Here is a 20,641-nt window from a genome sequence, read left to right as displayed (position 1 = left end):
CTAACATAGGCTTCTATCGACTTCGGCGCGAACGTTTTGAAATAATGAAATCGTAGCACTCCTTCTGTTTTGGGGATTCGACTTGAGGCGTAATGACTGCTTCCGTAGTAGCTTTTTCAGCTAGAGGAGTCACGATCGCTGCCAAACTCTGCTCGACAACTGACGCTTGAGCGATTTCTGTCTGAACGATTTCGGCACTGCCATCGTCGGAAAGAGGATAGAAAACCGTCCCGTCAGGCTTATCAGGAAGCTGTAAAAGCTCTAGCGTGCTAGCGGAAATGTCACTCTCTTCGGCTTCAGGTGCACTTGGGGCTGTTAATTCTGCTTCAGCCAAGCTGGGAGGTACGCTTCCACGGAGGGTGACTGAAGCTTTCTTAGTTGTCTTACGACTGCCAGGTTTGGTTGAGTTATCTTTATGCTCACTTCGAGCCTCTTTGTGTGCTGCTCTTCTGCGATCGTTTCGGTTCTGAATTGCCTCATCAACCATTTCGGTTCTACGCCCCAGTTCCTGAAGAATCGTATAGTTATCGATTTCTTTACCTTCCTCAGTCAACTTTGCATTAATTTGCTTCAATTCATCCAAAGTCAGAGCCTGATATTCTAGATTGAGAGCTTTCACATTATCGTCAATTAACTCTCCCATTTTTTCATCCGCTTCATAGGTATAAGCTCGAAGGCTTAGAATATGGTCGGGATCATATCTCAGCGTTACTCGCTCCCCCAAGTGATTTTTAAGCTCTTCGCTCCTGTAGGTAACATTTTCAAAATTTACTGAACCGTGGGCTTGAACAGAGCGGTATGCTGCTTTCATCAAGCAAAGATCTAATTCTTGCTCATCAATAGGTTCTGGTAAGGTTCCCCCCAATCCCTCTAACCAGTATTCATACCTTGTCATACCCTTTTTCTTAGGATGTTTGTCGTGGTTATAGCTATCGCAGAAGAACCCGGTCAAGATTTTCTTAACATCCCTCCAGGTTAGACAGGCGGTTTCTTCGGCGTGTTTTGGGCGATCTTCAACACAGGAACCCGTGTAGCCTGGAAGCCCCTGAAGCACTTTACTATTAATGGTCTTAAAAACGCGTTCTACAATGCCACCTTGAGGAGGGTTAAAGCGTAACTCGCACTTAAAGTTGAAATTCCTGCCGATCTGTTGAATGTGCTTTGCTTTCGACAAGTCTTTTCCACCATCTGTGAAAAAGTACTGGAGCGGTAGCCCATTGACATCCCAAGGTCTTAGCAGTTCATAGTCGTCGGGGTAATGTTTAGGTAAAGCTGCATGACGTAGAGCAAGCGCTACCTCTTCGGTGCCGGGTTGTTTGAGTCCAAGGAAAAACCCTAAAACGCAGCTAGAGAAGCTATCCACTACAATTGTCAGCCAAGGACGACCCAAGACTTTGCCATCTTTGTCAACAATAAGGATATCTAGTTTTGTGTGATCACACTGAATAACCTGGTTGCTACAGAAAATTTTGATGAATTCGCCATCACGGGTTTTTAGATAAAACCATGAACCTGAACCGGGGTTCCTAATTTTCTTTTGTAAAGCCGCACGTGCTACAACAGGGGCTAAAACACGATAAACCGAAGCACGATGCGGGTATTCACCTGGCTGAAGTTGTAGGTCAATTTCTGCGTGTCGTTCTACTTCTCTGACAACATCAGCACGAGATATAGACAACCTTTTCTCAATCCTGTCATCGTAGAACCATCTAATGTAGTCAACCCAGTAAGGCAAGATTTTGTACTCACCCTTATCTGATCTCTCAGTTCCAGAGGTTTCCTTTAATTCACTTTTGTGATAACTCTTTAAAATTCGTTCCACCTGCCGCATGGAAAGCTCCAATGTGTCGGCGATCTCTTGCTTCCTTTGAAGAAAAATATCGCGATTGGGAGAATTAGCTACCCACTGAGCTAAAGCAAACCTTGATGTATGTTTATCTAGATTCTCAAGCAGGGTTTGTTTACAATCCGCAACAAAGTTGCTGGCATCAAGTGCTAGTGTTTCTGAAGGCTCATCAACGACTTCTGACTGTTCGCGATCGTCTTCGGTAGACATCATTGTTTGAAGCCTTTAAAAAGTGCTTCGATTAGCATAAACGACATCGATCGTGCGACGAGCTGAACTTCAAGAAACAACATTGATCGTGCTATCGTTAGGGGAACGACATCGATTGTGCAACGAGGTTTTTAGGTGGAGGTAATGAGGTAAAAGACTACAATTCAGTCTCAGAAGGCTTTTTGTGACGCTATGCTGATGCGACATTAGAGTGCAATCAGCGACATATAGCTAGAGGATGTACACCCGAACAGCGGTTGACAATTGGGTATCGCCAGTGATGAATCAGAGAAAGATGTGCGTATCCGTTAGAATCCTCATTTGCCCTCAAAGGCACTGAGCACCTCGTCTGGCAAAGGCGCATCAAAATCCTCTGGAACGGTAAACTCGCCTGCACACAACCCAAATGGTCGCTGTTGTTTACTACTGGTGATCGGTCTAAGCTCGTCGATCGGCTCACCAGATCTAACAATAACAAGCGTTTCACCTGCTTCTACTTGATGCAAGTACTTCAAGGGATCGCGTTGAATTTCATCAATTGTTACGTTTAACATTGTTAACCTCAGCCCCACCTCAATGCTAATCCTTTAGCCCCAACCTCCATTGCCTCATATCACTCGATCGCATAAATCTTGTCTAACTGTAAGAAGGTGTTCAGCAAAACGTTTGCGCCTTGAGTACATTCTTCTGGTGTCGTGTATTCATCAACCGAGTGACTAATCCCGCCCTGACTGGGGACAAAAATCATGCCCATATCCGTGAAACGTCCAATTTCCTGGGCATCGTGTCCGGCGCGGCTGGGAAGATAGCTGTAGGGCAAGTCCAGTTGTTCAGAGACGTGTTTGATCACGTCTTTAATATGAGGAGCCGAGAGGGTCGGCAGGATATGGAGCGTTTCGCGGAGAGTGAAGTGGGTGTTGGTGGCAGCGGCGATCGCGGCAAACTCATCTTTCATGCGGCTGACTAACAGCTCCAGGTGTGATTGCGACAGATCGCGCAAATCGATCCGAAAATCGACTGCTCCGGGCACCGTATTTGTGGCGTTGGGCGACACATGCAGATAACCCACCGTTGCCACTTGCTCACCAGGAATCTCCACCCCGATTTTGTTCACTGCCAGCACCATTTGCGCTGCGGCAACCAGGGCATCTTTCCGCATGTGCATTGGGGTGGTACCAGCGTGGTTCATGCGCCCCATGACGTTGACTGCAAAGCGGTACTGTCCCACAATGCCATCGACCACGCCGATCGGAATCCCTTGATGTTCCAAAAGGCCGCCTTGCTCTACGTGGAGTTCCACAAAGGCCGCGACATCCGAGCGATCGCGTTTAGCGGTTGCGATCGCCGACCAATCCCCACCAATTTTTTCGAGGCACGCCTGAATAGGTGTCCCGTCGAGACGAGCGTAATACTCTGATGGCTCCCTCACTTCACCCGCCATTGCTTTGCAGCCCAGCACAGAGCGCTCTTCATCAGTGAAGACAATGACTTCGATCGGGTGGTCTAGTCGCAGGTTGCTTTCATGCAGTACTTGCACCACCTCGATGCCTGCCAATACGCCCAAGCAGCCGTCATAGCGACCCGCTACAGGCACCGTGTCAATGTGCGATCCAGTCGCTAAAGCAGCTGCTCCATCGTTTTTGCCCGCATAGCTGCCGATAATATTGCCAGCTGCATCAATGCGAACGGTCATCCCTGCCTGCACCATCCAGGCTTTCACCTGTTGGCGGGCGAGTAAATCATCCGTGGTGAAAGCAACCCGACTGACGCCACCGTCTGGCAATTTACCGATTTCGGCTAGTTGAAACAGTGTGCGGTTCAGGCGATCGCCGTTGACTGTGAGTGTGGAGAGAACAGGCATAAGCATCCCTTCGATCTGAATTTGCGGTGTTTCTAACTTGTAGCAAGCAACGGGCTCACCCTAAACTTAGAACAACCTCAAGGGAATCGGTAGTTCAGGTTGTACAAAAATATGGGCGTTATGACGGAAACAACGGGTGTGAAGCGAGTGTTTATTTGCGGTTCTGCGCTACGGGGACAGCCCGATCACGGCAATCTTCAGTCGGCAACATTCATTCGGGAAGCAAAAACGCGATCGCTTTATCGCTTACACGCCGCTGCGGATGGGTGGCATCCTGCGATTTATGAAGTCAGTGAGGGCGGTGTCTCCATTCCAGGCGAGGTGTATGAGCTGACGATCGCCGAGTACAAGCATCTGCTGGCCACAGAGCCACCGAATATGTATCCCGGTGATGTCGTGCTGGAAGATGGTGAAGTGCTGACAGCCATTCTCTATCCGCGCGAGTTGATTGAAAAGTACAGTTGGCCTGACATTTCTGACCTCGGTGGTTGGGCAGCTTACAAAGCAGCCGTTGCCAAAGAATGAGAACAAAATCCGTAGGGGCTTAGCATTCGGCAAATGATCGCTTAGAAAGCCCGAAAAGCCATCGCCCGAATGCTAAGCCCTTACAGCCAAAGTGATTCTTCCTGAGTGAGTGATGACAGAATGATTAACGATCGCACCCACACCGATCGTGCCATGATGCAGCGCTGCCTGGATCTAGCGCGACGTGCGTTGGGACGTACTGCGCCGAATCCATTGGTGGGTTCCGTGATTGTGCAAGAGGGCGCGATCGTCGGGGAAGGCTTTCATCCCGCAGCCGGGCAACCCCATGCAGAGGTGTTTGCACTCCGAGCGGCGGGCGATCGCGCACGTAATGCTACACTCTACGTCAATCTGGAACCATGCAACCACTATGGACGCACCCCACCTTGCTCAGAAGCGATCGTGGCAGCAGGGTTGCAGCGAGTCGTGGTCGGGATGGTTGATCCCGATCCCAGAGTAGCGGGTGGTGGTATTGCGCGATTACGGCAGGCGGGTATTGCAGTCACAGTTGGGATCGAAGAAGCTGCTTGCCGCAAGTTAAACGAAGCCTTTGTGCATCGGATCTTGCATCATCGCCCGTTTGGCATCCTGAAATATGCCATGACGCTGGATGGAAAAATTGCCACTACAACCGGACACAGTGCCTGGGTCACTGGGCCTACAGCTCGCGCGGAAGTCCACCAGTTACGAGCTGCTTGCGATGCCGTCATCGTGGGTGGCAACACGGTTCGGCGCGACAATCCGCTTCTCACCAGCCGTCAAGAACACACGCCACTACGGGTTGTGATGAGCCGATCCCTCGACCTGCCTACCGATGCCCAACTTTGGGACACCGCGATCGCACCCACGCTCGTCTTTACCGAAGCAAAGGCACAATCAGACGTGCAGCAAGCCCTTATGCAGCAGGGAGTAGAAGTGATTGAAAGTACTCCCTTAACACCTGCTGCGGTGATGAAATACCTGTACGATAGCGGTTGTCTTAGCGTCCTATGGGAATGTGGTGGAACATTGGCAGCACGCGCGATCGCCGATGGAGCCGTGCAAAAAGTCCTTGCCTTCATCGCTCCCAAGATCATTGGCGGCAGCACAGCGTCTTCTCCCGTTGGCGACTTGGGACTCATGGCAATGACCGAAGCTCTAGTGTTGGAACAGATGGAGTGGCGATCGATCGGTTCAGATTTGTTGATCGAAGGCTATTTACAGAACCTGTAGGGGGTGGCCATACCAAACCCCTACTGCATATACCAAACCCCTACTGCATGCCTAAAAAAGGAAATTCGCTGCTCACTGTCCAGCGTTGCCCATCGTTCTGCAACAACGTCAGGTGAGTTGCCGTGAACTCAAGCTGTAAGGGACGATGCTGGAATTCTGCCCAGGCAAGATTAAAATTTTCCTTAGTCAAATCACGAAAGCCAACCGTCATGTGAGGCGCGAACGATCGCGTCTTCGCTTCAGCATTCACAATGCCTAACGCTCGCTCCATGTGAGCGATTAACGCTGCTTGTAGCGCCAGCAAATCAGGCGTCTTGATCACATTGATGGAGATGACACGCGGCGGAAAGGCTCCAAACCCTGACAGAGCGATCGGTAGCGGCGCTGACTGAGTCGCAAACTCGCTGAGACTTTCGTTGAGGGCAGGCAACGCGTCCAACGACCATTCAAAGGGTGGCTGTAAGGTGATGTGAGGTGGCGATTTAAGGGCAGCACGACTGTCGTAGCGATCGGCAAACACCTGCTTCACCGTGTTGGCATCATCCTGAATCGCCTGAGACGGTAACAAAGCAATAAAAAAACGACCGTTTGCTACACCCAAAACGCTACCCTATATACCCTACATCTATTTAATCGGCGTCTATTTAGACCGAGACTGAAGCCTTTGGACGATCGCCTCTTTGTCCTTGCAGTCGATGCAAAACGCGTCCAGCAGCTTTCTGCCTAAAGTCTAACGTCCGACGGCCCCTTTCGTTCGCACCAATGTCCATTCAAAGGAACACCATTCATGCCGTGGTTCGTCAAGATTGAAGAAGGAATCGTCGATCGACCCATCTTTGACCAATACGTCCCCGCCCACAAAGAATTTGTGCGGGGCTTAATTGCTAAAGGGCATCAGGCAAAATCGGGCTACTGGAGCTGCTACGGCGGCGGTATGCTCCTCTTTCAAGCGGCCTCAATGGACGAAGCAAAAGCGATCGTCGCGCAAGATCCGCTCGTCCAAAACGGCTGCGTACATTACAAGCTGTACGAATGGAAGGTGGCTGTGGAATAGGGAGTGGGGAGTGTTTTGAGTTTTGAGTTTTGAGTTTTGAGTTTTAGCCTTTAGCCTTCAGCTTTTAGCCTTTAGCCTTTAGCTTTTAGCCTTCAGCTTTTAGCCTTTAGCCTTCAGCTTTTAGCCTTTAGCCTTCTCCTCACTGTCACCAGATGATGCTATTCTGATAAGTGATCCGGACCCATGCGATCGGAACGCCCAAATCTTGTCAGGACCGGAAGGTAGCAGCAATACGGGATGCTTGCGATAGGCGTGGACTCCGGGTCGCTTTTGTTAGAGCGATGAGCCCTTCATTACCATTGCTCCGACTATTGTTTATTTTTCTGTACGGTTTTCCGCCTGCGAAAGCGGTGACACACCACAGGCTTTATTTCTATGCTGGAATCGTTGAGGACAGAGGCAGGACTATTTTACTGCATCCTTTAACGCACAATCGAGACGTTCAGGAGCTTGAAACAGTATGGGTTTGGGAGATTTAGTTCAGAAGGCAGTTTATCTTGGCATTGGCGTTGCCTCCTACGCAGGCGAAAAGGCAACGGAGAAGCTGGGTGAACTGCGATCGCAAGTCCAGCAACTGGCAGACGAAATGGTTGAACGCGGCGAGATGACGAGTGAAGAAGCCCGTCGCTTCGTTGATGATATGGTCGCTAAAGCACAACAGCCTTCCGTGCAGCCTCCCACATCATCGCAACCAACCGAGCCACGTAGAATCGAAATTATTACCGATGATGACGAGCCTGTGAAAGCTCCCCCAACGGAAGCTGAACAGATGCGGCAGCAGGTAATCGCGCTACAGGAAGAGCTCAAGCGGCTGAAGCGCGACTAACCTTAGACAAGCATGTGAGCTATACTGAAGCCATTCTCACAGACGTCACAGTGATTCGATGCTGCCTTTAAGCAAGCTTACAAACGTCATCTGCATCTGTGGCTCTGCAAGCGTTCAAGTGAACAGGGTCAACTAAAAGCATATGGAAAGCTGGTCGAAGGATTTTTCCGAGCTACTAGACGTTATGGCTGATGAGGTGGAGCAGTTTTTCACTGACATTGCCAAAGATGTTGGCGAAATGGTCGAGTCATTTTTTGAAGCCTCAGAAGAAATCGCAGAGCAAATGCAGACCGTGTTTGCCATTGAGTTTGAGCAACGCCTCGGTGAGCTCATTGATCCCATTTTGGAAGCCTACTTAGGGATGGAGCTTGTAGTTGAAGAAACAGCTCACCCGATGATCCATACAGTCGAACCGTTTTTGAACGATCGACCTGCGTGTGTGGGTTGCCGCCATTACCACGGTCAAACGTATGGCGGCACCATGCTGGTTTGCGGCATGCATCCCTATGGTTGGGAAGGCGAAAAGTGCCCTGACTGGCAATCCACCTGGCAAGAATAGTAGAGGCGTTACACGTAACGCTCCTATGCTGACCATTGGCTATTGACCAATAGCGGAAAGAAGTGTCCGACCGGTCCCTGTCCCTGCCCGATCGCCAGCGCATACTTTAACGCCTCGGTCACATACGCTTTGGCACGACGAGTCGCTGTCAGTGGCTCATGCCCCAGCGCAAGATTAGCGGCGATCGCGGCCGATAGAGTACAGCCCGTGCCATGTGTATTGCTGGTGTCCACCGTTTCGGCAGTCAACGTTTCAAGCTGCTGTCCGCCAAACCAGACATCCACACTGCGACGATCGCCCTGTAAGCCACCACCTTTGACCAGCACTGCTTTTGCGCCTAATTGATAAATCCGTTGGGCGGCCGTTTGCATGTCTTCGAGCGTTTGAATTTCTAGATTGCTCAGCATTTGCGCCTCATAGCGGTTGGGCGTCAGCACCGTTGCGTGTGGAATAAGCGCGGTTTTGAGCGTGGCGATCGCATCATCATCAATGAGTTGCGCTCCCGTTCGTGACACCATCACTGGATCGACAACCAGATTAACAAGCTGTAATGCTTGCACCTGAGCGGCAACGGCTGCGATGATTTCCTGATTCAGCAACATTCCCGTCTTGGTTGCCTGTACGCCAATATCTTTCACGACGGCCTCCATCTGCGCCACCACTGCTTCAGGTGGCAACGCATCCACTCGCTCGACACCCAGCGTATTCTGCGCGGTGATACAGGTAATGGCACAGGTTCCATGCACTTTGTGAAACGCAAACGTTCGCAGATCTGCCTGAATGCCTGCCCCTCCGCCACTGTCAGACCCCGCGATCGTCATTGCTACTGGAATCTTTGCAATACTCATCCTGTGATCATCCCACAATTGATTAGCTAATAGCTATTAGCTATCAGCTATCAGCTTTCAGCCAAATCTATTAACTCAAAACTCAAAACTCAAAACTCAAAATTACTCCTACCCTTCGGGAAGCAAAAGCTACGGAGTCGCTACGCGAACAAAACTCTCCCCACCCCCCACCCCCTTGATAAGATAGAAGCTAACCTTAAGAAATATTACAAGCATGAGACTGACGCGGATTGACCTGAACAGTTGGTTGTTTCACTTGGCTGGACGGACGATTCTGGTTGACCCCTGGCTAGTGGATCCGCTGGTGTTTTATGGTCAGCCCTGGTTGTTTACGGCTTATCACAACACGCCGATCGCGTTCACACCCGAAACCTTACCCCCGATCGACCTCATCCTGATCTCGCAAGGCGTCGATGATCACTGTCATAAGCCCACGCTGGAACGACTCGATCACACTATTCCTGTAGTTGCCTCACCTACTGCTGCCAAAACAGTACGGCAGTTGGGCTATCAGCAAGTCACGGCGATCGCTCACGGGGAAGTATTCTCGCTCAGTGATGCCCTCACAATCACGGCGATTCCAGGTGCTGAAATTCAGCCTGGTCAAGTCGAAAATGGCTATCTGTTGCGCGATGGCACCACCAACGAAACCCTCTACTACGAGCCACATCTGTTTCCCACGAACGCACCAATCGAACAGCCTGGACAGATTGATGTAGCGATCGCGCCGGTCATCGGTCAGGTTATTCCATTGCTAGGACAGGTCATTATGGGACCCTCGGAAGCGATGCATCTGGTCGAAACCCTGAAGCCCCACTTCTTCGTGCCCACGACATTGGGCGACATTCGCGCTGAAGGCATTCTCCCCAAGCTCATTCAAACCGTCGGCAGCGTCGAAGAATTCCGCGATCGCCTGCTTGCCTCTGGCTTACCCACTCAACTGCGCCTTCCTGCTCCTGGAGAGACGCTGGAGTTGAGCGCGATCGTTCGGTGAGAGGGAAGGGAAGGAGAGTTTTGAGTTTTGAGTTGAAAGAGAGAGGAGTGAGGTGAGAGGAGTAAGAGTTTTGAGTTTTGATTCTCATCCTTTAGCCTTCATCCTTTAGCCTTCATCCTTTAGCCTTCATCCCCTCATCCCTTCATCCTTCCCACTCCCCACCGATTGATAATACGCACACCGATCGCACGGCCCACTCGGATTGACGGCACACCGAAGCAACTCAGAACGAGCATTGTAAACACAGGTGAGATCGCCAATGACCAGGCGTCCATCTAATAAACTACCTTCTGTGAGAGCGTCACACTTTTGCACATAGATCGCTATTTTATGTAGCTGATAACGACCCGATCGCAATTGATAACGATGTCTGCGTTCTAGCACCATATAGTTTTGACCCTCGACTTCCAAATATGCTCCTGGTTGGGGATTCCAGGGCAAATAGAGATGACCAATGGTCGTGCGAGGATGGCTCAGAATAATTTCTGCAGGCAGCGAATTCAACTCCATAACCAATACAATAGCAATCGATCAACATAACAATAAACTTCCTGATTGGTGGTATGCCAACCAGGAAGCTTCAGGTAATTTGGGCAAGTAAATTAGCTTCAATTAGGAGCATGGCATTGCCATGCCCCTACCTAACCGCTACGAAGCAGCAGCTTGTCTCTCTTTGGCTTCTTTAATCACTTCTTCCGCGATGTTGTTGGGGCAAGGCGCGTAGTGTGAAAAAGACATGGAGAACTGGCCGCGACCAGACGTCATGGTGCGCAGGTCACCAATGTAGCCAAACATTTCGCTCAACGGCACATCTGCCTTGATACGGGCACCCGTTGCACCCGTTTCCTGGGATTTCATCATGCCCCGGCGACGGTTGAGATCACCGATGACATCCCCCATGTAATGATCTGGCGTGAACACGTCCACGTTCATGATGGGTTCTAGCAACTGCGGTGCAGCTTTGGGCACCGACTGCCGATACGCAGATTTGGCGGCAATTTCAAACGCCATGGCTGACGAGTCAACGGGGTGGAAGCCACCTTCTGTCAAGGTGAACTTCAAGTCCAGGCAAGGGAACCCCGCCAAGACACCTTTGTCGATCATGCTGCCAAACCCTTTCTCTACCGCAGGCCAGTATTCTCTAGGCACGCTGCCGCCTGTGACCTTCGACTCAAACTGGAAGCCACTTCCCGGTTCACCCGGCTCCAGGATGTAGTTGATCTTCGCGTATTGACCCGAACCACCCGACTGCTTCTTGTGAATGTAGCCGTCTTCGAGTCGTTTGGTGATGGACTCGCGATACGCCACCTGGGGCTTACCCACTTCGACTTCAACGCCGTGAGTCCGCTTGAGGATATCAACCTTGATGTCCAGGTGTAGCTCACCCATCCCTTTAAGAATGGTTTCGCCGCTCTCTTCGTCCGTCATCATGTGGAACGACGGATCTTCCTGCACCATCTTGCTGAGTGCGATCCCCATCTTCTCCTCGCCACCTTTGGTCTTTGGTTTGACCGCGATCGAAATCACAGGTTCCGGGAAGACCATTGGTTCTAGCGTTGCAGGATGCTTCGGATCGCAGAGCGTATGCCCGGTCTGGACATTCTTCATACCCACGATCGCAATGATGTCACCTGCTTGTGCGGAGTCGATTTCTTCACGCGAATTGGCATGCATTTCCACCAAACGGCTCACGCGCTCGGTTTTACCCGTAAACGTGTTGAGAATGGTGTCGCCCTTCGACAACGTACCAGAGTACAGACGCGTGAAGGTCAGCGCACCAAAGCGATCGTCCATAATTTTGAACGCCAGCGCTCGTAGTGGCTTCGCTGGATCGACAATGGCGAAAGTGCCTGTCTCATTCCCTTCCAAATCGACTTCGGGTTGGGGTTTGACTTCCATTGGGTTGGGCAGATAGTCCACCACCGCATCCAGCACGAGCTGCACGCCCTTATTCTTAAAGGACGAGCCACAGTAGGTGGGGAAAAAGACGAGGTCGCGGGTGCCTTTACGGATACAGCGCTTCAGCGTCTCGATGTCAGGCTCTTCCCCTTCCAGATATTTTTCCATGACTTCATCGTCTTGCTCGATCGCCAGCTCAATCAACTGCTCGCGATAGATTTCGACTTGATCCACCATGTCGGCAGGCACGTCTTGGATCGTGTAGTTCATCGGATCGCCAGAGTCGTCCCAGATCCAGGCTTTGCGGGTCAGCAGATCGACGACACCAGAAAACTGCTCTTCGACGCCGATCGGCAGCACCATCACCAGCGGCTTGGCAGCGAGGATGTCATCCACTTGCTTCACCACGCGGAAGAAGTCAGCCCCGGTGCGATCGAGCTTGTTGATGTAGATAATACGAGCGACTTCAGAATCGTTCGCATAGCGCCAGTTGGTTTCTGATTGGGGCTCAACGCCGCCAGAGCCACAGAACACACCAATACCGCCATCTAGTACCTTAAGGGAACGGTACACCTCAATGGTGAAGTCAACGTGACCAGGGGTGTCGATAATGTTCAGCTGGTGGTCGTTCCAGAAGCAGCTTGTCGCAGCAGATTGAATCGTGATACCACGTTCCTGCTCTTGCTCCATGAAGTCTGTCGTTGCCGCACCTTCATGAACCTCACCAATTTTGTGGATCTTACCTGTCAGTTTCAGGATTCTTTCAGTTGTGGTTGTTTTACCGGCATCGACGTGAGCGAAGATGCCGATGTTTCGATAACGAGTGAGGTCTTTCATAGTTGCTCTCTAGATTAAATGCGACAAACCGTTGGTGACCACCTGCAAGCGGTATTCAGAGGGAATCGGTGTTGCCTTCGTAGCCAATGCGGGCTAAGCTCCAGCCAGTTGACATAGCCAACCAGCTAGAATCGTAAGGAATCCTTTTACACGCTCATAGCTATATTTACAATTGTAAATTGTCGAGCTGTAAATGTAGAGGAGACGGCTGTAAATGTGGCTAGATTCAACCGACAAGTTAGATGCCAGTCAGCCGCTATCCTTGACATCTCTCTACAGCTCTTTACAGCTTTCAGATGCAGATATCGTTTTCTATCCTTCCCTTTTCAATGAGCAATACAGCGATCGCCTGCTAGCTAAGCTAACGCAAACGATTGACTGGCGGCAGGACTGGATAACCGTCTACGGTCGATCGCTGCCTCAGCCAAGACTCACTGCCTGGGTTGGTGATCCTGGTAAAGCTTACACCTATTCTGGTATCACTATGCAGCCTTCAGGTTGGACGGAGACCTTGATTGATCTTAAGGCAACGGTGGACGCGATCGCGGGTGTTGCCTTCAACAGTGTGCTGCTCAACCTCTACCGCGATGGCAACGACAGCATGGGCTGGCATAGCGATGACGAGCCAGAGCTAGGGCAAAACCCAGTCATTGGTTCCTTGAGCCTGGGTGGTACGCGGCAATTTATGCTGCGTCATAAGTACCAGAAGGCGTTAAAGGCGAAATTAGCGCTGACATCCGGTAGTTTTTTGCTCATGCAGGGCACAACGCAGCACTACTGGCAGCATCAAGTACCGAAGACGAAACGGGCTGTTTCTCCTCGTCTAAATCTGACGTTTCGGGTCATGTGTTAAGGGCTGACCGCTGACCGCTCCTTCCTTCTACAGCACTGATCCCCTCACGAGAGGTTAAAGCGACAGGTTACAGTGAAGCTTGAGCAACCCGTAGAGATCGTTCCTGGCAAACTTTATGAAGTGGCTGTGTCTGAGTGTTTTGAGCTGATGTTCTACAGCACGATCGAGACCTTGATGGAGAGAATTCGGGCTTGATGGAACCAGAGCAAGCGTGCTTCAAACCTTTAGAGAAACAATCAGGCTTTTACACGCTGGGACGTTGGGTCTATCGCTACCGTAAGCTGACGATCGCGTTTTGGGCTGTGTTGATGGCGTTGAGTCTTGCCGTGACACCGCTGCTAGAACAGACGCTTCAAGAAACGGGATCGGTGTACGAAGCGGGGAGCGCTCATCAAGCAGAACGATTTTTACAGCAAGATTTAAATCTATCTGCCGATGCGCTGACGATCGTGTTTCAACGACGGCCTGGTCATATGGTCGATCGTCGTGAGTCTCAACTGGAGCCTCTGCTCAAGCAAATTCGAGCGTTGCCGACGGTCAGCGCTGTCATCAGTGCCACAGAGCAGCCCGAACACCGCAGTCCAGACGGGCAGGTACAGTACAGCGTCATTCGTCTGAATGTGACTGAAGTGAGAGCGATCCTCCCGGTCATTGAACAAATTGAACAGATTCTAACGAAACAACCGCTACCGGACTGGCAGAGCTTTCTAACGGGTATACCCGTTGTCAACCGCGATGTGCAGCAGATTAGTCAAGCCGATCTCGGTCGCATTGAATGGTTGGTGCTGCCACTGACTCTCATGGCGCTTTTGCTTATCTTTGGCTCGGTGGTCGCAGCAACTCTACCGGTTGTGATGGCAGTCGTTGCGGTGTCAGTAACTTTAGGGCTGTTGTACCTGATTGCGCTGCAATTCAGTGTGTCAGTCTTTGCGCTCAACCTGGTCAGCATGTTGGGACTGGGGTTAGGCATCGATTATTCTTTGCTCATCGTGAATCGGTTTCGAGAAGAGTTGAGTGCGGGATCAGTCGAAACGGCGATCGCCCGTACGGTTGAAACGGCGGGACGTGCCGTCTTTTTCTCAGGTTTAACGGTCTGTATTGGGTTGACGGGGCTAATGCTCTTTCCCATTACGTTGCTGCAATCGTTGGGCATTGCTGGATCACTGGTGGTGCTGCTGTCGGTGCTCGTTGCCCTCACGCTTTTGCCTGCTGTATTGGCACTACTGGGACAGCGTGTAAAGCGCCGCCGCTTTTTGCTTCACGTTACGATTCCTCGGCGCGACTATTGGACAGCGATCGCCCGCAAAGTCATTCGGCATAGCATTCCAGTCAGCCTTGCCGTTTTGCTCATCGTGGCTGGGTTGAGTGCGCCGTTTCTACAGGCTCGCTTTGGGCTCACGAGTGCTGATATTTTACCTAAAGACTTTGCTGCCCGGCGGGGGGCTGAGGTGCTAGCAGAAGCGTTTGGACCGGGTGAAATTAGCCCCATTCTAGTGCTCATCCGCGCACCATCTAACGACACCATTCTTTCCAAACTGCATATTGCCTCTCTTTATAAAGCGATCGAGCAGCTCAAAGCCGATCCACGGGTAGAGCGCGTCTCCAGTCTGTTTAGCCTGAATCCTACGTTATCGTTGGCGGGCTATCAGCAGCTTTATCAAAGCTCACAATCAGCTCCGTCTGAACTAACGGCAGTGGTGAAATCACCTCGTGACGGTGGCTTGATTGTGTTTAAGAGTGAGACGACAGACAAAGCGACCACAATGCAGAAAACGACGGATAGTTTGGATGCGTTGAAGTTGGATGCATCGCAAATCTGGATCACGGGTCGCTCATCGACGTTGGTTGTGGTTAAAAGTCGCACTGCTAGAAATAGCACAGAGACGCAAGCACTTGTGAGAACCATTCAGTCTTGGCAATTAAACGGACTGCAAGTTTGGGTGGCTGGTCAGACTGCACGGGAACTAGACACGATGCAAGCGATTTATCAGCGCTTCCCGATCGTGATCGCTATCATGATGGGCATTACCTTCGTCGTTCTTTATGTGCTGCTGGATTCAGTGATTTTGCCGCTTAAAGCGATCGCGATGAATATTCTTTCGATCGGGGCTTCGTTCGGTTCGCTGGTGTTTATTTTTCAAGATGGATACTTGCAGCAGTGGCTACACTTTACGCCTGTTGGTTATTTAGACTTGCTGTTACCGATCGTGCTGTTTTGTGTGTTGTTTGGCTTAAGTATGGACTACGAAGTCTTTATGCTGACGCGCATTAAAGAAGCCTACGATGAAGGCAACAGTAATACTGAAAGCGTGATTCAAGGCTTAAAGCTAACAGGCGGTATCATCACTAGCGCAGCGCTACTCATGATTATTGTCACCAGCACATTTGTGATCAGTCGCATTATTTTTGTCAAAGCGTTGGGGTTGGGTTCTGCGCTCGCGGTGTTGATTGATGTGACACTGATTCGAGCAGTCCTTGTGCCAGCAACGATGAATCTTTTGGGCAAATGGAACTGGTGGTCGCCACGTTGGTAACTGTTTGGCGATCGAGCTCTAGTCCACTAACGGCAATCATTTTTCGCTTATTTCTTGGGTGTATTCTCAGCGCCAAGCCATAGGGAGGGCGGCGACGTTTGTTACTTACCACAAGATCTCTGATCAAAGAGACTAAATGGCCGAGGTCAACTGGTTTCAATAAGTAGTGTTCAAAGCCTGCTTCGATAATTTGGGCAAGGCTATCGGTAATCCACGTTGTGATGGCGATCGTCGGAATGTGATTGCCTCCGTGTGTTTCCAAAGCGTTCAACTCTGTGGTTAATGTGCTGAGGCTTTCACCACGGAACCGCGTCTCGCAGATCAAAATATTGGGTAAGAGCCAACTCAAAACATCTATAGCTTCTTTGACGGATGCTGCTGTGATTACATTTGCGCCACAGCTTTTAAGCAAAGTTTCGTACAGGTAAAGGCTATCGCGATCGTTATCGACAACGAGCACTTGTACACCTTTAAGTGTCTTGACTTTTGATTCTGTTTGATTGATGAAGCTCATATCGAGACCTCAAATGCTGTCTAACAAGTCAGCCGAGAATGGGCAGTAAAAGCTTCAACGTTCACAGCTCAACGGAAGATACCCTCTTAGCATCATTGAATCAGCGCGTGGTGGAATGAAGCAACCCGATCGACTCAAGGGGGCGAGCCGATCGGGTTGATCCACAGATAAGGAGAGGATCTATCTGCATGAATCACATGAGAAGCTCAACATTTTTACTCTGACAGATGAGTGTTTGATCTCCTGCGTGAGTTGATTGAATACGATATAAAACGTAACAAAGACTAAGGTTTCTCTTAAAAACGCCTTGTTTTTTTGCACCCTTTCATCAAACTGGTTAGCAGGCAAGGAATTGAAGCCTTCCTTCTCCTAAATCTAGGAGAAGAGACTGAGGCTGCAAGCTTCTTTTGAGTTTCTCAGTCAACCAGGCCAAAGGCTTTATGCCAGCATTCGCTCTGTTAGGTTTCGTTAGACCCAATCCAACCTAGAGTTTTATACAGATTCATACGCAATTGGTATTAGCTCTATGGAGTTTTAGAGCTTTGGCAAATTGTGACTCAGCCAATCAGCGTTTTCTCGCAGAATATGTAGAATACCGGCTCGGATGATCATTTCCGTGTTTAACCGCTCTGCTAAAACAGAAGTACGACGGCGATTCTTAAGGTTGCTGGTTGATTCTTGTACCCCTTCGACGGTGTAATGGTTAGGAATATGACTCAGCACGTGAGCAATGAGCTTCTGCCGTAATTCATGAATTGAAAATGCTACATGATAAGGATGGTGAGGATACTCCTCCAACACATCCTCAATTTCTTGAATGACTGTTGGCAGAGTTAAATTGATTAAGCCGTGTGACATTGTTACCTGTTACCTCTAATGCAAGATCGTTAACTATGGGCAGCATCGCTTTTCGATTCGGTTAACTTTAAGCTCACTGGCTTGGGCGATGAAAGCGGTCATCTTTTTTCTCATTACGGTTAGGCCATTACCGTTTTAGACGATCGGCATTTCTTCATGACAATGGCTACAGCGCCAGTAAAGCCCTCCTGCGCGCATGTGGCGTAGCAAAACCGTTGAACAAAGTAAGCAATAATGCCTCTTTTGCATCGATCGTTTGATCGTTGTGTCGAAGAGTAGCTGCTGGTTGCGATCGGGCATTAAATGTTTTGAAAAGGGATTTGGATCATTGATCAATGTATACACTTTAAATCCAGATGTTAAATCAGGTTGATTTGATGATGACACCGCTTTTTTGCCGGAACTGGTTACAGCTTTGTTTCTTTTGCTACTTGAATTGGGCGTCTTTTTATTAAGAAAAGACATCCTTCTAGACGGCTTCTTCTATCAATAAACTGACTTCACGATGTCTAGAGGTCGTTTATCCTTTAAAGCTTAGCAACACGGTGTTAGAAATCGTGTATACGCAAGCGTTTAACTGATGTTTGATTTGCATGAAATGAGCATCATTGCTGACTTTTTACCCAAAAGTAAGGAAAGCTTGATTTTACTCCCACTCTCTTTCTTCCAGTTCTTTCTGTGGCAACAACAACGTCGCTTCAATTTCTTGCCGAATCGTGGCTGTGATCTCGGAGTTGCTGCGTAAACAATCCAGCAGCAGTTGGTTGGCATCGTAATAACGTTGCAGCGTTTGCTGTTGCTCAGGGCTAAACGTCCAGTGATGATGAGTGTGGCGGTAGTCGGCGATCGTGGTGGTCAATTGTTCGATCCATACCGTATGGTGCAAGCGCCACCAGGTTTGGAACTGATGCTGATTTTGGTTGGGGCTGGGCAATTTCTCTTTGAGCTGCTGCAGCGATTTTTGAAAGCCAGCATCCAGCACCATGACCAGGATATTGTTAAGCGCATCCCCACAGGCATGAGTATAAGCAAACTCCTGGCTGTCTTCGAGCGCGCATTCCAACAACAGGTCATCCAAGGCAGCATCCAGAAACATCCCCTGATCAAGCGTGTTGGCTAAGACAAATTGAGACGCCACATACGGTGTCCGTGCCAGCGCCAGGTAAAAGGCTCGCCCGGCTGCAACCTTGGGTGGCGACGGAGTCGTCTGTGATTCTTGGCTTGCCCAGGTTAAAAACTCCTGCAGGTAAGGGTCTTTGGCAACTAGCGCATCAATTTGTTGCTTCATCAACTGCATGAGCGAGTCGGCACTCCGCAGCATGGCAGTAGTGAGCAAAAAGATTTCGCGCCAGTGGGGGTCGGTGATGTGGCTGACCAGTCCACCCAATGCCTGCTCAAAGGCCTCCAGGTTGTAGCTGGCAACGATGTTTCGCGCCGTAAAATATTCTTGAAATGCCAGATACGAGAAGGAAAACACCCCGCGCGCCCGTTCGACCAGTAGCCCATGCTGCGCTTCGATCGCCTTCAGTGCCGCTTCGCTTTCAAGCTGCAGGGCTTCTGGCTCTATCGGTACATCCGTCAGCGTTCGCATGTAGTCGCCGATGTATTGTTCCAGCACCCGCTGCTCAAAGAAGTACTGTCCCCGCTCAAACGATGTCGCGGCAATCTGGCTCAACAGCTTGAGCTTTTGGGGCAATAAAAAATCTCGATAGACGTCGTCTCGTTCAACACCTCTCGCTTCATCCCATTTGCCCAACAACAGGTCTAGCCCTTGCTTGTAAAACTCCGTGCGCTTCGTCGGAAACTTTGCTTGACCATGAAACACCCAACAGGCAAGGTGCAGAAACAGCGGCGTGGCAATGAGTTGGCGAAACTGCCAGTTCTCCGGCAACTCCAGCTTTTGCATAAAGTGCAGCGATTCTGCCTTTCCTGCCTGAGCGGTCGTCTTGCTAAAGGCAACAAACCATTTTTGGGCAAAGGCGTTAATCTGGTCATGGGTAAAAGGGGCAATTTCGACATCGGTAAAGCCCCGTAGCCTGAGCTTTTGCGCGGCTGTACGACAGGTCACCACAAACCGATTTTTGTGATATTTGTCTGCAAAGCGGCGCATTTCGCGTAAGACGCCTGTGCTCTCATGGTTCAGCACTTCATCCATGCCATCTAGCAACAGCAACACTCTGCCTGCTTGAGCCAGGGTTTCAATAACAGAGGGGTCAACAATCCCAGAGGTGAGCCATTCTTGACGGATGTAGCTTAACAGGCTGTACTCACCGCTGACTCTGGATTCTTCTGCAAAGTCTTTCAGTGCAATAAAGACGGGCACCTGGTTTGCTGCAAACTCGCCGCGATTGCACTGGATAGCGAGATACTGTAGGAACGTGGTTTTGCCAACGCCGGGTCTGCCTAGCACTCGGAGTTTTGGGTAGGTTTCGACTGCTCGTGTGCCTGGTATTTGTTTTTGATCGACCGTGCCCAACCCAAAGCGATCGAATGCTTCAGGTCCCAAACTCTTCAGGTCTTCGATCGCGCTCCACTGCTGGCTCGCGATTTCTTCCAAAATGTTGACATCAACGTAGATGTCATCAATGCTGACGGGTCGGCTGATATCCAGGAGTTGCAAGATGCCGCACTGGTCTTGAATTTTGTTGTATCGCCGCGATCGCACCTGCTGCACCAGGGCATCCAACTCGAACGCTGTAGAGTGACCGTTCCCGTCCAATCGAGCAGAGTCTGCGGGTGGATCAACGGCAACGTCTCGCCAGTCTAAGTCCAGTACCGCACAAAGATTGAGAAAAACCTGACGCTCAACGGGTTGCCCTGTTAAAAAGCGCCAAATGGGTTGGCGCGTCTTTAAGTCCACTTCCCCCGCTAGATTTTCTTGCGTCCAGCCCTTGAGGGCAAACGCTTTTTTAGCCTTTTGAATACCAGGCAATGATGCCTGAAGCGATCGCTTGACCATATAGTAAAAACTCTAAAATTAAAATGCGTGAAAAACAAACTTTTGTTAACGTCTTCATACTAAGGCTTTTAATGTGATACGTATCGTTCGCTTGGCTGAAAATATACAAAAGCCAGGCGATCGACGCTCATTTAAGCAGAATTTAATTAATTCAATCAAATGACACAAGCCCCACCTACTATTGCTCGGATGAAATTCTTACTGCGAAAGCAGTGGTGGCGTTTGTCTTCAGCTTCTATGCTTTGAGGGTAG

General features: G+C 50.1%; 18 protein-coding genes, 1 other RNA gene and 1 pseudogene. 9 read left to right on the top strand and 11 right to left on the bottom strand.

Going from position 1 to position 20,641, the window contains the following annotated elements; genetic code table 11:
- Positions 1 to 13 precede the first annotated feature (13 nt).
- From C7B82_RS04135 to C7B82_RS04125, 3 genes are all read right to left on the bottom strand, one after another.
- The gene (locus tag C7B82_RS04135; protein WP_219903984.1) at positions 14 to 2,056 is read right to left on the bottom strand and encodes a Mu transposase C-terminal domain-containing protein; all 2,043 of its coding nucleotides are present in this window, start codon (positions 2,054 to 2,056) and stop codon (positions 14 to 16) included.
- Between the two features lie 317 nt (positions 2,057 to 2,373).
- Positions 2,374 to 2,610, bottom strand: coding sequence for a type II toxin-antitoxin system Phd/YefM family antitoxin (locus C7B82_RS04130; RefSeq protein ID WP_106255035.1), 237 nt, complete (start codon positions 2,608 to 2,610; stop codon positions 2,374 to 2,376).
- Positions 2,611 to 2,669: 59 nt separating this feature from the next.
- The gene (locus C7B82_RS04125; RefSeq protein WP_106255034.1) at positions 2,670 to 3,917 is read right to left on the bottom strand and encodes a Zn-dependent hydrolase; all 1,248 of its coding nucleotides are present in this window, start codon (positions 3,915 to 3,917) and stop codon (positions 2,670 to 2,672) included.
- Positions 3,918 to 4,037: 120 nt separating this feature from the next.
- On the opposite strand from C7B82_RS04125, the gene C7B82_RS04120 reads away from it, so the two are divergent.
- Positions 4,038 to 4,442, top strand: a complete 405-nt coding sequence (locus tag C7B82_RS04120) for an allophanate hydrolase-related protein (protein WP_106255115.1) — start codon at positions 4,038 to 4,040, stop codon at positions 4,440 to 4,442.
- Between the two features lie 105 nt (positions 4,443 to 4,547).
- Positions 4,548 to 5,654 (top strand): bifunctional diaminohydroxyphosphoribosylaminopyrimidine deaminase/5-amino-6-(5-phosphoribosylamino)uracil reductase RibD, encoded by a 1,107-nt coding sequence (gene ribD / locus C7B82_RS04115; protein ID WP_339375166.1) that lies wholly within the window; start codon positions 4,548 to 4,550, stop codon positions 5,652 to 5,654.
- Between the two features lie 40 nt (positions 5,655 to 5,694).
- Here the strand turns inward: ribD and C7B82_RS04110 are convergent, their stop codons facing one another.
- The gene (locus C7B82_RS04110) at positions 5,695 to 6,255 is read right to left on the bottom strand and encodes a 2'-5' RNA ligase family protein (protein WP_106255032.1); all 561 of its coding nucleotides are present in this window, start codon (positions 6,253 to 6,255) and stop codon (positions 5,695 to 5,697) included.
- A gap of 186 nt (positions 6,256 to 6,441) precedes the next feature.
- Here C7B82_RS04110 and C7B82_RS04105 point away from each other — a divergent pair, with 186 nt between their 5' ends.
- From C7B82_RS04105 to C7B82_RS04090, 4 genes are all read left to right on the top strand, one after another.
- The gene (locus tag C7B82_RS04105) at positions 6,442 to 6,708 is read left to right on the top strand and encodes a YciI family protein (protein ID WP_106255031.1); all 267 of its coding nucleotides are present in this window, start codon (positions 6,442 to 6,444) and stop codon (positions 6,706 to 6,708) included.
- A 172-nt stretch (positions 6,709 to 6,880) separates the two neighbouring features.
- Positions 6,881 to 6,977, top strand: an RNA gene (ffs, locus tag C7B82_RS04100) — signal recognition particle sRNA small type.
- A 191-nt stretch (positions 6,978 to 7,168) separates the two neighbouring features.
- Positions 7,169 to 7,534, top strand: coding sequence for a phasin family protein (locus C7B82_RS04095; protein ID WP_106255030.1), 366 nt, complete (start codon positions 7,169 to 7,171; stop codon positions 7,532 to 7,534).
- Positions 7,535 to 7,718: 184 nt separating this feature from the next.
- A complete protein-coding gene (locus C7B82_RS04090; protein WP_245939724.1) occupies positions 7,719 to 8,093 on the top strand; it encodes a hypothetical protein in 375 nt (124 codons plus the stop codon).
- A gap of 23 nt (positions 8,094 to 8,116) precedes the next feature.
- Here the strand turns inward: C7B82_RS04090 and thiD are convergent, their stop codons facing one another.
- Positions 8,117 to 8,941 (bottom strand): bifunctional hydroxymethylpyrimidine kinase/phosphomethylpyrimidine kinase, encoded by an 825-nt coding sequence (gene thiD / locus C7B82_RS04085; RefSeq protein ID WP_106255028.1) that lies wholly within the window; start codon positions 8,939 to 8,941, stop codon positions 8,117 to 8,119.
- A gap of 214 nt (positions 8,942 to 9,155) precedes the next feature.
- Here thiD and C7B82_RS04080 point away from each other — a divergent pair, with 214 nt between their 5' ends.
- A complete protein-coding gene (locus C7B82_RS04080; RefSeq protein WP_106255027.1) occupies positions 9,156 to 9,935 on the top strand; it encodes an MBL fold metallo-hydrolase in 780 nt (259 codons plus the stop codon).
- A gap of 126 nt (positions 9,936 to 10,061) precedes the next feature.
- Here C7B82_RS04080 and C7B82_RS04075 read toward each other — a convergent pair whose 3' ends face one another.
- A complete protein-coding gene (locus C7B82_RS04075; protein ID WP_106255114.1) occupies positions 10,062 to 10,445 on the bottom strand; it encodes a DUF6464 family protein in 384 nt (127 codons plus the stop codon).
- A 138-nt stretch (positions 10,446 to 10,583) separates the two neighbouring features.
- The gene (fusA, locus tag C7B82_RS04070) at positions 10,584 to 12,671 is read right to left on the bottom strand and encodes an elongation factor G (RefSeq protein ID WP_106255026.1); all 2,088 of its coding nucleotides are present in this window, start codon (positions 12,669 to 12,671) and stop codon (positions 10,584 to 10,586) included.
- A 214-nt stretch (positions 12,672 to 12,885) separates the two neighbouring features.
- Here fusA and C7B82_RS04065 point away from each other — a divergent pair, with 214 nt between their 5' ends.
- Positions 12,886 to 13,524: an alpha-ketoglutarate-dependent dioxygenase AlkB family protein gene (locus tag C7B82_RS04065; protein WP_106255025.1), complete on the top strand. Its 639-nt coding sequence runs from the start codon at positions 12,886 to 12,888 to the stop codon at positions 13,522 to 13,524.
- A 194-nt stretch (positions 13,525 to 13,718) separates the two neighbouring features.
- Positions 13,719 to 16,058, top strand: a complete 2,340-nt coding sequence (locus tag C7B82_RS04060) for an MMPL family transporter (protein WP_106255024.1) — start codon at positions 13,719 to 13,721, stop codon at positions 16,056 to 16,058.
- 133 nt (positions 16,059 to 16,191) lie between these two features.
- On the opposite strand, the pseudogene C7B82_RS33560 reads toward C7B82_RS04060, so the two are convergent.
- From C7B82_RS33560 to C7B82_RS04045, 4 genes and pseudogenes are all read right to left on the bottom strand, one after another.
- Positions 16,192 to 16,572 (bottom strand): annotated as a pseudogene (locus C7B82_RS33560) (response regulator); the annotation flags it as partial.
- Positions 16,573 to 17,106: 534 nt separating this feature from the next.
- A complete protein-coding gene (locus tag C7B82_RS04050) occupies positions 17,107 to 17,430 on the bottom strand; it encodes a hypothetical protein (RefSeq protein WP_106255022.1) in 324 nt (107 codons plus the stop codon).
- A 135-nt stretch (positions 17,431 to 17,565) separates the two neighbouring features.
- Positions 17,566 to 17,895 carry a hypothetical protein gene (locus tag C7B82_RS31290; RefSeq protein WP_146141041.1) on the bottom strand — a complete coding sequence of 110 codons (330 nt, stop codon included), beginning with the start codon at positions 17,893 to 17,895 and terminating at the stop codon, positions 17,566 to 17,568.
- Positions 17,896 to 18,076: 181 nt separating this feature from the next.
- Positions 18,077 to 20,389 (bottom strand): NACHT domain-containing protein, encoded by a 2,313-nt coding sequence (locus C7B82_RS04045; RefSeq protein ID WP_106255021.1) that lies wholly within the window; start codon positions 20,387 to 20,389, stop codon positions 18,077 to 18,079.
- Positions 20,390 to 20,641: the final 252 nt, after the last annotated feature.

The sequence above is a fragment of the Stenomitos frigidus ULC18 genome (genome assembly GCF_003003795.1).
In the GTDB taxonomy this organism is placed as follows: domain Bacteria; phylum Cyanobacteriota; class Cyanobacteriia; order Leptolyngbyales; family Leptolyngbyaceae; genus Stenomitos; species Stenomitos frigidus_A.
The sequence above is the reverse complement of the archived record's forward strand: the minus strand, read 5'-3'. Positions and strand labels throughout refer to the sequence as shown.

What these genes read in the sequence shown, in the direction of transcription:
- C7B82_RS04135 (WP_219903984.1), bottom strand. Translation starts at nt 2,056, where the DNA reads ATGTCTACCGAAGACGATCGCGAACAGTCAGAAGTCGTTGATGAGCCT.
- C7B82_RS04130 (WP_106255035.1), bottom strand. Translation starts at nt 2,610, where the DNA reads ATGTTAAACGTAACAATTGATGAAATTCAACGCGATCCCTTGAAGTAC.
- C7B82_RS04125 (WP_106255034.1), bottom strand. Translation starts at nt 3,917, where the DNA reads ATGCCTGTTCTCTCCACACTCACAGTCAACGGCGATCGCCTGAACCGC.
- C7B82_RS04120 (WP_106255115.1), top strand. Translation starts at nt 4,038, where the DNA reads ATGACGGAAACAACGGGTGTGAAGCGAGTGTTTATTTGCGGTTCTGCG.
- C7B82_RS04105 (WP_106255031.1), top strand. Translation starts at nt 6,442, where the DNA reads ATGCCGTGGTTCGTCAAGATTGAAGAAGGAATCGTCGATCGACCCATC.
- C7B82_RS04095 (WP_106255030.1), top strand. Translation starts at nt 7,169, where the DNA reads ATGGGTTTGGGAGATTTAGTTCAGAAGGCAGTTTATCTTGGCATTGGC.
- C7B82_RS04090 (WP_245939724.1), top strand. Translation starts at nt 7,719, where the DNA reads ATGGCTGATGAGGTGGAGCAGTTTTTCACTGACATTGCCAAAGATGTT.
- thiD (WP_106255028.1), bottom strand. Translation starts at nt 8,941, where the DNA reads ATGAGTATTGCAAAGATTCCAGTAGCAATGACGATCGCGGGGTCTGAC.
- C7B82_RS04080 (WP_106255027.1), top strand. Translation starts at nt 9,156, where the DNA reads ATGAGACTGACGCGGATTGACCTGAACAGTTGGTTGTTTCACTTGGCT.
- C7B82_RS04075 (WP_106255114.1), bottom strand. Translation starts at nt 10,445, where the DNA reads ATGGAGTTGAATTCGCTGCCTGCAGAAATTATTCTGAGCCATCCTCGC.
- fusA (WP_106255026.1), bottom strand. Translation starts at nt 12,671, where the DNA reads ATGAAAGACCTCACTCGTTATCGAAACATCGGCATCTTCGCTCACGTC.
- C7B82_RS04065 (WP_106255025.1), top strand. Translation starts at nt 12,886, where the DNA reads ATGTGGCTAGATTCAACCGACAAGTTAGATGCCAGTCAGCCGCTATCC.
- C7B82_RS04060 (WP_106255024.1), top strand. Translation starts at nt 13,719, where the DNA reads ATGGAACCAGAGCAAGCGTGCTTCAAACCTTTAGAGAAACAATCAGGC.
- C7B82_RS04050 (WP_106255022.1), bottom strand. Translation starts at nt 17,430, where the DNA reads ATGTCACACGGCTTAATCAATTTAACTCTGCCAACAGTCATTCAAGAA.
- C7B82_RS31290 (WP_146141041.1), bottom strand. Translation starts at nt 17,895, where the DNA reads ATGTCTTTTCTTAATAAAAAGACGCCCAATTCAAGTAGCAAAAGAAAC.
- C7B82_RS04045 (WP_106255021.1), bottom strand. Translation starts at nt 20,389, where the DNA reads ATGGTCAAGCGATCGCTTCAGGCATCATTGCCTGGTATTCAAAAGGCT.